The sequence below is a fragment of the Commensalibacter nepenthis genome (assembly GCF_029953305.1).
In the GTDB taxonomy this organism is placed as follows: Bacteria; Pseudomonadota; Alphaproteobacteria; order Acetobacterales; family Acetobacteraceae; genus Commensalibacter; species Commensalibacter nepenthis.
The window spans coordinates 722,784-735,403 of record NZ_JASBAN010000001.1; the positions used below are offsets into that span (position 1 = coordinate 722,784).

General features: G+C 38.1%; 9 protein-coding genes. 5 read left to right on the forward strand and 4 right to left on the reverse strand.

What is annotated here, in order from left to right:
• Window positions 1-11: 11 nt before the first annotated feature.
• Window positions 12-716 carry a TenA family protein gene (locus tag QJV33_RS03295; protein WP_281461984.1) on the reverse strand — a complete coding sequence of 235 codons (705 nt, stop codon included), beginning with the start codon at window positions 714-716 and terminating at the stop codon, window positions 12-14.
• Between the two features lie 153 nt (window positions 717-869).
• Between QJV33_RS03295 and alaS the strand changes: the two genes are divergently transcribed.
• The 3 genes from alaS to QJV33_RS03310 all read left to right on the forward strand — a co-directional run bounded on the left by alaS (window position 870) and on the right by QJV33_RS03310 (window position 5,258).
• Window positions 870-3,518 (forward strand): alanine--tRNA ligase, encoded by a 2,649-nt coding sequence (gene alaS, locus QJV33_RS03300; RefSeq protein WP_281461985.1) that lies wholly within the window; start codon window positions 870-872, stop codon window positions 3,516-3,518.
• A gap of 152 nt (window positions 3,519-3,670) precedes the next feature.
• Complete coding sequence (locus QJV33_RS03305; RefSeq protein WP_281461986.1) at window positions 3,671-4,363, forward strand: carbonic anhydrase; 693 nt, start codon at window positions 3,671-3,673, stop codon at window positions 4,361-4,363.
• A 10-nt stretch (window positions 4,364-4,373) separates the two neighbouring features.
• On the forward strand, window positions 4,374-5,258 hold the full coding sequence (locus tag QJV33_RS03310) for an endonuclease/exonuclease/phosphatase family protein (RefSeq protein ID WP_281461987.1): 885 nt from the start codon (window positions 4,374-4,376) through the stop codon (window positions 5,256-5,258).
• Here QJV33_RS03310 and QJV33_RS03315 read toward each other — a convergent pair.
• Complete coding sequence (locus tag QJV33_RS03315) at window positions 5,255-6,118, reverse strand: DUF2076 domain-containing protein (protein WP_281461988.1); 864 nt, start codon at window positions 6,116-6,118, stop codon at window positions 5,255-5,257. The genes QJV33_RS03310 and QJV33_RS03315 overlap by 4 nt on opposite strands.
• 285 nt (window positions 6,119-6,403) lie before the next feature.
• Here QJV33_RS03315 and QJV33_RS03320 point away from each other — a divergent pair, with 285 nt between their 5' ends.
• Window positions 6,404-7,291, forward strand: a complete 888-nt coding sequence (locus QJV33_RS03320) for a glycine--tRNA ligase subunit alpha (protein ID WP_281461989.1) — start codon at window positions 6,404-6,406, stop codon at window positions 7,289-7,291.
• A gap of 1 nt (window position 7,292) precedes the next feature.
• Window positions 7,293-9,353, forward strand: coding sequence for a glycine--tRNA ligase subunit beta (gene glyS, locus QJV33_RS03325; protein ID WP_281461990.1), 2,061 nt, complete (start codon window positions 7,293-7,295; stop codon window positions 9,351-9,353).
• Window position 9,354: 1 nt separating this feature from the next.
• Here the strand turns inward: glyS and QJV33_RS03330 are convergent, their stop codons facing one another.
• Both QJV33_RS03330 and infC read right to left on the reverse strand, forming a co-directional pair.
• On the reverse strand, window positions 9,355-11,886 hold the full coding sequence (locus tag QJV33_RS03330) for a glycosyltransferase (RefSeq protein WP_281461991.1): 2,532 nt from the start codon (window positions 11,884-11,886) through the stop codon (window positions 9,355-9,357).
• 144 nt (window positions 11,887-12,030) lie between these two features.
• Window positions 12,031-12,570 (reverse strand): translation initiation factor IF-3, encoded by a 540-nt coding sequence (gene infC, locus QJV33_RS03335; RefSeq protein ID WP_281463377.1) that lies wholly within the window; start codon window positions 12,568-12,570, stop codon window positions 12,031-12,033.
• Window positions 12,571-12,620 lie beyond the last annotated feature (50 nt).

The following is a 12,620-nucleotide window of genomic DNA, read 5'->3' on the forward strand; positions in this document are numbered from 1 at the left end:
AAAATTAATAATTATAGACATATTGCCTGCCCTACACCCCAAAATAAAGTTTCTAATTTTACTGATGTTTGAAATTGTTCAAGTAAATGCTGATATCGCTGTTCAGCCCCGTACTTTGTGCTAATTATTTCAAAAAAGGACATTGTTTTTTGCATAATTCCCAAATATTCTTCACTTGAATACATATTTATCCACGATTGATATGGATTATTATGCATATTTGTTGCAGAATCTGAAATAATATTCAAGCCAACCTCGCCATAACCAATCACACACGGCATTAATAAGACAATTAGGTCTAATAAATCCCCTTGCATTGCTTTACTTAATAAATATTGACTATACGCCAATAACTCTAGCGTTTTAGGGATGTTTTCAATCGCATCTTTCTGAATACCCCACTCATGACAATAAGAAATATGCAAAGGCAATTCGATATTCAACAAATCATGTAACACAGACGAAAAATATTGCATTTCTTCAAAAGAACGACTTTTAAAAACAGCTAGAGCCTCCACTCGACAAAAATCCAATAGATATAGATAATCTTGCAAAAGAAATTGTTGAAATTCTTCTTTTGGCAGAGTCCCTAATGCCAGTTCTTTAACAAATCGATGATACGTAAATTGCCTCCAATCCACTTGACAATCTCTACGTAAACGACCAATTAAGCCTTTATTCAGCATAGAGCGTGTATTTTTAATAACAATAGACATAAAATGTGACCTTTTTCATGCATGTTGAAAGAGCTTTAACTTGCAAATTATCAAAAAAATTGTGAAATAGTTTATAAAATTTCTATCTTACTGACTTATCCAGAAATATTTTTACGACTTATGTTTTTATCTGATTAGGATTATCTATTTAACATGCCCAGTACAAACGAAATACGTTCTACTTTCATTGATTATTTTACCAAAAATAATCATCAACATGTTCCATCATCGCCTCTCGTTCCTCAAAATGATCCAACACTCCTTTTTACAAATGCAGGAATGGTTCAGTTTAAAAACGTATTTACTGGGCAGGAACATCGCCCTTATTCACGTGCGACAACCGCTCAAAAAGTAGTACGGGCTGGCGGTAAACATAATGATTTAGACAATGTTGGGTATACTGCACGTCATCATACTTTTTTTGAAATGATGGGTAATTTTTCTTTTGGCGATTATTTCAAAGAAGGGGCAATCGAATTTGCATGGAATCTAATTACCCGTGAATTTGGATTATCCAAAGAAAAACTGCTTGTCACCGTATATGCCGATGATAATGAAGCTGCTGGTTTATGGAAAAAAATTGCTGGCTTTTCTGATGATCGTATTATTCGGATTAGCAGCTCTGATAATTTTTGGCGTATGGGCGATACGGGACCTTGTGGACCTTGTTCTGAAATCTTCTACGATCATGGTGAAGATGTTTTTGGTGGTCCTCCTGGCTCTGTTGATGAAGACGGGGATCGGTTTGTAGAAATTTGGAACTTGGTCTTTATGCAATATTTCGAAGATCCACCAGGAACACGCACCCCTCTTCCTCGCCCTTCAATTGATACAGGAATGGGATTAGAGCGTTTTGCTGCCATTATGCAAGGGAAAAGAGATAATTTTGATATTGATACGTTCCAAGCCTTAATTCGTGCCTCTGCTGCGGTCACCAATACAGATCCTTTTGGCACACATAAAATCAGCCATCGCGTCGTTGCCGATCATTTACGCTCTGCTGCATTTCTGATTGCTGATGGTGTTTTGCCTTCCAAAGACGGTCGTGGCTATGTGTTACGTCGTATCATGCGCCGTGCAATGCGTCATCTACATATGATTGGCACAAAAGAACCTACGTTCTTTAAATTACTACCTGCATTGATTACTGAAATGGGTGGTGCTTACCCCGAATTGATCCAAGCCAAAGCATTGATTTCAGAAACCCTCAAAGGGGAAGAAGAACGTTTTAAAACAATGCTTGATAGAGGACTTTCCTTGTTGGCTGATGAAACCGATAAACTTCCTAGCAAAGGAAAACTTCCTGGTGATGTTGCCTTCAAATTATACGATACTTATGGTTTTCCTCTTGATTTAACCGCCGATGCGTTGCGTGAAAAAGGCTTTACCGTCGATCAAGAAGGCTTTGACAGTGCGATGAACGAACAGCGCAGCCGAGCCAGAGCTGCTTGGGTTGGGTCTGGAGATAATGCAACAGAGACTGTTTGGTTCGAATTCAAAGAGAAATTTGGTACCACAGAATTCCTTGGATATAAAAATGAAACTGCTGATGCAGAAATCCAAGCAATTATTGTCAATAACCAATCTGTTCAACAAGCCAAAGAAGGTGATGAAGTTGCGGTTCTTTTGAATCAATCACCATTTTATGGCGAAAGTGGCGGACAAGCAGGTGATACAGGATATATTACCAGCAAAAATGGTGTTGTAACTGTTATCAATACGCAAAAAAAATTGGGGGATTTGATTGTTCATTACGGAAAAATCACCAAAGGATTCATTAAAGTTGGGGAACCTGTTGCAGCTGCCCTAGATCACAAAGAACGTCAAGCGATTAAGGCGCATCATTCTGCAACACATTTATTACATCAAGCATTACGGAACCAACTTGGCGATCATGTTACACAAAAAGGAAGTTTAAATAGTGTGGATCGTTTACGTTTTGACTTTAGTCACTCAAAACCATTAACATCCGAAGATCTCGAATCTATCGAAGCGGCTGTTAATAATGAAATCCGTAAAAATGAACCTGTTGTCACGCGTATTATGACCCCTGATGAAGCGGTTAAAATGGGAGCAATGGCATTATTTGGCGAGAAATATGGTGATGAAGTCCGCGTTGTTGCCATGGGTAATGACAAAGAAAAGCTACAAGCATGGTCCATTGAGCTTTGTGGTGGCACCCATGTCACCCGCACAGCGGAGATTGGTTTATTCCATATTATTTCGGAAACGGGTGTGGCTGCGGGTATTCGCCGTATCGAAGCGGTTGCTGGAACGGCTGCAGAAGCTTATTTTAAACAAAATGAAGCAACGTTACATGAAACTGCTTCTTTATTAAATACGCCATCAACACAACTTATTGAACGGTTACAACAATTACTTGAAGAACGTAAATCTCTGAAACAACAAGTTTCCAAACTTCAACATCAGATTGCTGTTGGAGGGAGCGAGCAAAATAACGCAGAGAAAATTGGTAATATTGAGTATATCATGCGTAATTTGGGCGATGTAGCCCCAAAAGAACTAAAATCTTTGGCCGAAGGATTAGTCAGAAAAATGGATAACGGCGTTGCAGTTGTCTTTTCTTCTTTTGGAGACAAAGCTTCCTTTGTGGTTGCGGTCAGTAAAGAACTCTCTGAAACCATCAGCGCAGTTCACTTAGTTCAAATTGCCAGCGATGCCGTTGGTGGCAAAGGGGGTGGCGGACGACCTGATATGGCTCAGGCAGGAGGACCCAATGCAAGCGATTATCAAAAAGCTTTTGATAATATCCTACAAGAAATAAAAAAACTTTCTTCATAAAATGATAAAATAGCAGGTTTTATAGCCTGCTATTTTTTTATTGTTGAAAATTTATATAAAATTAAATTGCAATATATTCTGATCTATCTACAATATTATTATCTTCTTGCTGATTAACAGCTTCTTGGTTTTACATAAATGAAAGAAATCACATGCCAGACTTAAATCCTAAACAGACTTTATTAAACATTTTGCACGGTGTGAAACGTTTTAAAACAGACAAATTCCCTGAACGCAAAGAACTTTTTAATAAACTGGCAAATGGTCAAGAGCCTAAAACTCTTTTTATTACCTGCGCAGATAGTCGTATCCATCCAGAGCTTTTAACAGATCAAGACCCTGGAAATTTATTTGTATTAAGAAATATTGGTAATATTATTCCAGCATACGGAAATGCTATGGGAGGGGTAACCTCGGCAATTGAATATGCCGTATGTGCATTGAAAGTATCCACTATTATTGTTTGTGGACATTCAAATTGCGGTGCGATGGATGCGCTGATTCACCCAGAAAAAACAGATTCAATGCCTGCTGTTAAAAGTTGGTTAAAATTCGCAGCCACAGCACACGCTGTAACCGATGCGCTGACAGCATCAGACGTTGGACCTGAAAATATTCAAACTTTGACAGAGCATAATGTTTTGTTGCAACTACAACATCTACGCACGCACCCTTCTATTGCGGCAGCATTGGCACGTAATGAGATTGCGCTTCAAGGATGGTATTACGATATTCCCAATGGGCAAGTATATATTCTAAATGAAGAAACTCGCCATGATATGACGGTCAGTCAAGCCATTGATATTTTACAAAATCAAATCGACGAACGCCGTTTACAAGAATAATCTTTAAAAAATGTATAAAAAAATCTGTTTTTGTATTTTTTATACATTATTATTTTTTACGACTGACGCAGTACAAGCTGCAACGATTAAGCTAACCACTTGGAATATAGAGTGGTTAGTTTCAGAAAAAGATATTCAAAACACCCCTATTCCGCATAATGTAAATCTCAGGAAATCTGATGATTTTGGTATTTTACAGCGATATGTAATTAAATTACACTCAGACATTATCGCATTACAAGAAATCGGTTCTTTGGAAACGTTGAATTCGATTTTTCCTGCCAATGACTATGTATTCTTTATCTCAAAAGATTTTATTGCGCAACATACAGCGCTTGCTGTGCGAAAAAATATGATTGAGCATATAGAACAAAATACAGATTTAACCGCATTGAGTACTCTCAACGAATCACATCCTTTGCGTAGTGGTTTAGATGTGACTTTATATACAAGAGGACATAACAGCCTCAGGATACTTGTTCTCCATTTAAAATCAGGGTGTCAGGATTATCCTTTAACTCATAAGAATCTAAAAGCTGCCTGTAGACTGCTTAAAAAGCAATTACCCATCTTGCAAGAATGGGTGCAAAAACGTTTAGAGAAAAAGCAGGCTTTTATTATTTTAGGAGATTTTAATCGAATTATTTCTCCAAATGATTTCTTTTTTCAATCATTATCAGAAAAAATGACGACCCCAACCTTTCCAACTGCGTATCAAGCTAGTCCCTGTTGGGGAGGGGGTTATTTCATCGATGGCTTCATTTTAGATCAAAATGCAGCCCAATGGTTTATTCCGAACTCTCTTAGAGTATTGAGGTATCAAGAACAGGACTATGCCCAACAAAATCAATTGTCAGATCATTGCCCTGTATCCATTACCCTCTCAATACCCTAGAAACTATCCCCCCAATTGCCGTCATCACCACCGCTGTCACCCCAGCCACTATCGTCTTGACCGCTATTATCTGCCCAGCCTGAATTATCTCCAGCCCCCCAGCCAGCGTCATTACCAACGCCTGCATCAAAGCCAGAATCAACACCAGTACCCGTGCCAGCAAATGGATCGGCACCCCCGGCAAAAGGATCTGCAGCGCCTGCAGTTGGATCAGATGCAGCAGCACCAGCATGACTGCCACCAAATAAACCACTTAACGCATTATACGCAAACATACCACCAGCAACCCCTGCTGCGGTAGTTAAGGCACTGCCCAGAAAACCACCGCCACCACGGTTAAACATTCCTTGTTGATAGCCAGGCGGATAATTTTGAGGAGGTGGCGCACCATACGCATTTTGTTGTCCAGGATATTGACGACCTTGTTGTCCTTGGAACTGTTGTTGCTGATTCGGCGCACCCCATCCAGGAGGTAGCGTCTGATTTTGCTGTGTTGCTTGATTGGTCTGACGATTTCCACCAAATAACCCTCCTAGGAAACCACCAGATGAGGATTGTTGTTGGTTTTGTGTTTGCTGTTGCATTTGCTGGACTTGCTGAGAGGCTTGTTGCAATTGCCATTCAAGTTGACGAATACGATTTTGAGCCTCTGCCAAGGCGGCTTCTTGCACAACTGCCATCTGAGTCATGCGATATCCTGCCTCAGGATATTTTTGTAAATTATCTTTGATAAGACGATCTGCTTCTTGATCGATAGGTGCCATCTGATTCGTTGTTGGAACGGAACCAGATTGGGATGAAGCATTGCCCCCGACCCTATCAAAAAATTTATTAATAAGCTCACGTTCTTCATTATTCATTTGTTTATAATCCTTTTATAAAACAATAAACTTTTAAACATTATGTAATTTTTAACAGCCGTTTAACAAGTTTTTTCTATAATATATCACGATAAATATAGAATAAGTCTATTTCATGTTGATATGATATTTCTATATCGATATGAATATATTCAAAATTACTCTATCCTTTTTAATATTTTCACTTATTGCTGTTTTAAATAACAGATTGCTCTTATTTTTTTTAATAAAACATTATAAAATACGTTTTAATTTTTATCCTGTTTTCTGAGGACACTATTTTTTATGCCTTCAAACACAAATTCTCCACCATCCGCAAAGGGTGCGTTATCTTTTCAAGGGCTTATTTTAAAACTTCATGAATTTTGGGACTCAAAAGGATGTGCGATTTTACAACCTTATGATCTTGAAATTGGTGCGGGAACCTTATCCCCTCATACAACCTTACGTGCTTTAGGTAATAAACCTTGGAAAGCAGCTTATGTGCAACCATGCCGCAGACCGACTGATGGACGTTATGGGGAAAACCCAAACCGCTTGCAACATTATTATCAATATCAAGTTTTATTAAAACCCTCTCCAAAAGACAGTCAAGAACTCCTTTTGGAAAGCTATAAAGCCATTGGCATTGATCCTAAAAAACATGATATTCGTTTTGTTGAAGACGACTGGGAAAATCCAACCATTGGTGCGTGGGGATTGGGATGGGAAGTTTGGTGCGATGGTATGGAAGTGACTCAATTTACCTATTTCCAACAAGTCGGGGGAATTACTACCAGTATTCCATCAACCGAATTAACCTATGGTTTGGAACGCTTGGCAATGTATATCCAAGGTATTGAAAATGTCTATGATCTTGCTTTTAACAATCATGGATTAACCTATGGTGAAGTGTTCCTCAGAGCTGAACAAGATTATTCTCGTTTTAATTTTGAATATGCAGATACAGAAATCCTCTTTAGTCATTTCAAGGACGCTGAAAAAGAATCCGAAGCTTTAGCTAATCAAAAACTTGCGCAACCTGCCTATGATTACTGTTTAAAAGCCAGCCATTTATTTAATTTATTAGATGCTCGTGGAGTAATCAGTGTCAATGAAAGGGCCTCTTACATTGGTCGCATTCGTAACTTGGCCAAACATTGCTGTGAAACTTGGTTAGCGGAGGAGAAATAAAATGTCAGAACTTTTTATCGAGCTCTTTTCCGAAGAAATTCCTGCACGCATGCAACGCCAAGCTACAGAGAATTTACAACGTTTGCTTTGTGATGCTCTGGGCAACCTATCCCCTGAAAATATTAAAACCTTCAGCACACCTCGTCGTATTGCGATTCGTTTAGATATTCAAAACACCATCCCTGCTCAAAACGTGCAAGAACGTGGACCACGAACGACTGCACCAGAAAAAGCATTGGAAGGGTTCTTACGTAAACATCAAGCACAGCAATCTGATCTCATCGAAGAAAACGGGTTCTGGGTTTTACAAAAGAAAATTGCTGAAGTGTCAGCAGCAGAGTTTATTGCACAAATTTTTCCTCAGATCTTATGGAAATTCCCTTGGCCTAAATCTCAACGTTGGGGCAATGGCAGCCAATTTACATGGGTAAGACCTTTACATTATATTACTTGTTTACTGGATGGAAAAATCATTCCATTAAACCTTGCCATTGCTGAAGATGATGCGCATGGTTTGGTTTGTGATAATAAAAGCGAAGGGCATCGTTTCCTCGCACCGCAAGTTTTTGATATTCACAATGCTCAACAATGGGAAGAAAAACTACTTTCTCAATTTGTGATTGCTGATGTCGATAAACGCCGTGAAAAAATTCTCAGTGAAATTACAGCATTGACTGAAAAATCTAATCTACAACTTGTCCCTGATGAAGGATTATTAAACGAAGTAACTGGATTAGTGGAGTGGCCTATACCTTTATTAGGCAAAATTGACGAAGTTTTCATGGATTTACCCCCTGAAGTTATGCAAGTTTCTATGCGCGTCAACCAACGTTACTTTGCTTTAAAAAATAATGACGGCTCTCCTGCCAATGCTTTTGCATTTATTGCCAATATTATTCCAGACGATGATGGGAAACTTATCATTGCAGGCAATGAACGTGTTTTACGAGCTCGTTTTGCGGATGCACGTTATTTCTGGGATCAAGATCGTAAAACACCTTTGGAACAACGCAACCAACTGCTTCAAAACGTCATTTTCCATGCAAAAATTGGCAACCAGTATGAACGTATTCAACGTTTGGAACGATTAGCAGGCTATCTTGCACAACAATTAAATGATGATGAAATACTAGCCAAACGTGCCTCCTTACTCTGTAAAGCGGATTTAACCACAGGTATGGTTGGTGAATTCCCTGAAGTTCAAGGGATTATGGGTGGGTATTACGCCAAACATGACAAAGAAGACGCTAAAGTTGCTTTGGCTATTTCTGAGCATTATAAGCCTGCTGGTCCAAGTGATAACGTCCCCACAGCTCCTATTTCTATTATCACAGCCCTAGCAGACAAAGTTGATTTATTAACAGCATTCTTTGCGATCGGCGAAAAACCTAGCGGTTCAGGCGATCCTTATGCACTTCGTCGTGCGGCTTTAGGCATTATTCGTATCATTCGTGAAAATCACCTGCGTTTAAATATCAAAGCACTCTTTGAATTTGCTATTGCTGGTTTACCTAAGGCTTTACAAGCATCAGGTGATCTCAATGCTTTGGTAGAATTTATTTATGAGCGTCTTTATGTTCAATTGCGCAGTGAAGGATCTCGTTATGATATTCTCTCTGCTATAGCACCAACAAAACAATTTACTGATCTTGTGGAATTGTTAAAGAAAGTAGAAGCCATTACCTCCTTCTTGGAAACGACAGATGGCAAAGACTTACTTGCTGCGGTAAAACGTGCCAGCAATATCCTACGAATTGAAGATAAGAAAGATGGACCCCATCAAGGAAAATCGGATCAAAACCTATTTACCCAAGATGAGGAAAAAAATCTTGCTACTGCTTTGGAAAAAGCAATTGCTGAGATTAATACCACCTTACAACAAGAGCAATTTAATGAAGCGATGAATAACATTGCAACATTAAAAGGCACCTTGGATCTATTCTTTGAAAACGTAACGATTAATGACGAAAACCCTGCCATTCGCAGTAATCGTTTAAAATTACTTTCTCAAATCGACCAAGCTGCTAGCCTGATCGCTGATTTCAATCAAATAGAGAAATAATTTATTTCTCTGTAGCCTCCGTTTTTTCTGGATTACTTAATTCATAAAAAAGCGGAGGTCTTACTACAAAATTAGGTGAATATGCAGGATCACAGGTATAAATCGCCTTTCGCCCCCAGCTGTTATTCATATATTCTTTTTCATAAGAAAAACGTTCTTCATGCTCTGGACAATCATCAGTTCCTCGTGAAAGACTTTCATGATGTACAGCCATACAATCTGCACTAAAGATGACTTTATATCCAGCTTCTCTGGCACGCAGACATAAATCAACATCATTAAATGCAATTTTTAGATGATTTTCATTAAAGCCGTTTAACTTTTCAAATACACTCGCTTTAATCAGCATCATTGCGGCTGTAACTGCCGTTAACTCCTGAGATAAAACAGAACGGCAAGCATAACCGAACTCTTCTGTTTCCAACCCTCTATTCATATGATCACCGATTACGTCGGGACCCACAACAACGCCTCCATGCTGTACCCGACCATCTGGATATAATAATTTTGCACCAACAATCCCAACATCCTCGGACAATAACGCTTCATTAACTAAAATATGCAGCCAATTAGGATCATTAACAAAGACATCATTATTTAAAAATAAATAAAAATCACTTTCAAATTGTTGCGTTGCAAGATTATTCAAACGAGAGAAGTTAAATTCTTCATGAATTGGTAGAATTTCAATCCCATCATACTGAGAATATTCTTCTAAAAATTCTAATGTTTCAGCTTCCCGAGACGCATTATCAACCAATATAATTTGATAGTTTTTATATTTCGTATACTCCAATAATCGATCAACGCATTCCTTTGTTGTCTGCACTTGATCTTTAAAGGGAATAATAATCGTCACTAAATCAGATTGCGCTTTTTTCCATTCAATTTGATAGGCGGTAAATCCTTTGATAGAAGATACTTTAGCCGATTTTTTGATCCGTTTCAGATGATCTTGAACACAAGCAACCCCAGCATGAATCGCATAATCTTTATTTTCCACAGTTTCCGCCGTGGAACCCGCTGTTTTACGCCAATGATATAATACTTCAGGCACGTGATAAATCTGTTGATAAGGAATCACTTCTGTTAGTCGCAATAAAAAATCATGATCTTGAGCCCCATCATATTTTGAATGTAATATCCCCGCTTGTTTAACCGCATCAGCATGAACCATCACAAAATGACAAATATAATTTAGCCCTAACAAATAACGATAGTTAAAATCCGGTTTAAAGTGCGGTTCAACAAATGCCCCAGAATCATCGACTTTGTCCTCATCAGAATACAACATTTGTGCTGGATATAGCTGTGCAAAACCAATCATGATCTCTAGCGCTTGAGGAACCAACACATCATCATGATCGAAAAAAGCAATCCATTCACCTGTTGCTTTTTTGATCCCCGCATTTGTTGCTTCTGAAATTCCTTTATTTGTTTTTAAAATAACAGATTGAATACGGGAATCTTGTTTAACCAGCTGCTTAATTTCTTTTTGAATATCGGTAGACTTTCCCCCATCATCAACAAGAATTAATTCCCAGTTTTGATAAGTTTGCTTTAAAATGGACGCTACTGCATCTTTAAAAAACTTCATTTCAGGTTGATAAACTGGACAAATAATAGAAATTAATGGTGTTTGAAACTCAATATTTTTTATTGCCAGCTCTAAATGTAACTTTTCTAAACGTTTAGGCAATAAAGAATAATATTTCTTTGCCCAAACCCCATATTCATTAATGACATACTCCGAGCCACTCACTAAACGTTTGAGCTGATTACGCAATGTCGCCATTTCTTTATATAAAAAATCAATTTGATTATTCACAACCAACAATTGCTGCTCTAACAAATCATCAATTAACGTCGTTTCATAAGGACTGCCTTGCAACTCTATTTCTTCTGGCATCACATAAACACGAAATACAGACCTTACTCTTTTGCGTAATATTCTGGGAACAACAACAGCAAACCCACAACGTGCATCTGCATTCACAGCACTCGCCACATCGCCACGAAACTGGTTCGCTTCTACGGTTTTCAAATGACGACCATCCATCGTGACCATTACTTGACATTTACCTGAATATTTTCCTGTAGATGGCTCTTGTTTTAAAACCCAGCCATGGATGGCACCATTTTTCCATCCATCCATACAAGACAATATTTTTACTTTTGTTTGTAATTGCTCTGTATATTGGAAAGAATGTACCGTAATCCCTTCTGGGTTTTTTCTGGTTAAAATAGAAATTAAGTTATGATCTGGAAATCGAAAAGAAAGTTTATGAGGTTTTCCATCTCTGAATTCATTTGGAATTACAAATTGAAAACCAATATCACTCCGTAAAAAATTAATCTTTTCTTGAACATCTTTTCTATCTTGATCACATTTAATTTCTGTTATCTGCTGTTCATCAATAAAAACAGACACGGTTACACAGTCTTGCGGAGAAGATGCATTAATTGCCCATCCAACAATGATCCCATCTTTAATTTCTTGACAAAAACCTGTAAACCGAGACCGCATTGTCATCAGGAACTATCCTTTATATTCATGAAGTATTTTTAAACATCAAAATGATAAAAGAAATTTAATCGATGAGACTAAGAAAAGCGAGATTTTTTTAAAAATATAAATATAAAAAAGGTATGTAATTTCTTACATACCTTTTCTTTTTTAACGTGGAGCCAAAACCATAACCATTTGACGATTTTCAAGCTTTGGCAGCTGTTCTACTTTGGTATCAGCTTCTAAATCCAAGCGGAATCGTTCTAAAAGTTGAACACCCAATTCTTGGTGAGCCATTTCTCGACCACGGAAACGCAGCGTTAATTTTACTTTATCACCACTACCAATAAAACGCTTTGCAGCATTTAATTTTACTTGATAGTCGTTTTCATCGATATTTGGACGCACTTTGAGCTCTTTAATTTCGATGACTTTTTGTTTTTTACGCGCTTCGTTTTTCTTTTTCTGTTGTTCGTATTTGAACTTACCGTAATCAAGAATCTTAGCTACAGGAGGCTCAGCATTAGGGCTAACTTCTAATAAATTTAACCCGACTGCATGCGCCATTTTCAAAGCGTCACGAGTGGCAACAATGCCTAACATTTCGCCTTCAGCACCAACAAGACGAACCTGAGGTGCACGAATCTCCTCATCAACAAGCGGACCTTCGCGGTTTGTTGTGGGGGGTGTCGTTGTCTTTACTACTATGGTTAGTTTTCCTTCTAATTATTTACCTTAGAAAGACATAACCCTATTTG

Bases quoted from the DNA above. Each gene is read 5' to 3' on its own strand.
- QJV33_RS03295 (WP_281461984.1), bottom strand. From the start codon at position 716: ATGTCTATTGTTATTAAAAATACACGCTCTATGCTGAATAAAGGCTTA.
- alaS (WP_281461985.1), top strand. From the start codon at position 870: ATGCCCAGTACAAACGAAATACGTTCTACTTTCATTGATTATTTTACC.
- QJV33_RS03305 (WP_281461986.1), top strand. From the start codon at position 3,671: ATGCCAGACTTAAATCCTAAACAGACTTTATTAAACATTTTGCACGGT.
- QJV33_RS03310 (WP_281461987.1), top strand. From the start codon at position 4,374: ATGTATAAAAAAATCTGTTTTTGTATTTTTTATACATTATTATTTTTT.
- QJV33_RS03315 (WP_281461988.1), bottom strand. From the start codon at position 6,118: ATGAATAATGAAGAACGTGAGCTTATTAATAAATTTTTTGATAGGGTC.
- QJV33_RS03320 (WP_281461989.1), top strand. From the start codon at position 6,404: ATGCCTTCAAACACAAATTCTCCACCATCCGCAAAGGGTGCGTTATCT.
- glyS (WP_281461990.1), top strand. From the start codon at position 7,293: ATGTCAGAACTTTTTATCGAGCTCTTTTCCGAAGAAATTCCTGCACGC.
- QJV33_RS03330 (WP_281461991.1), bottom strand. From the start codon at position 11,886: ATGACAATGCGGTCTCGGTTTACAGGTTTTTGTCAAGAAATTAAAGAT.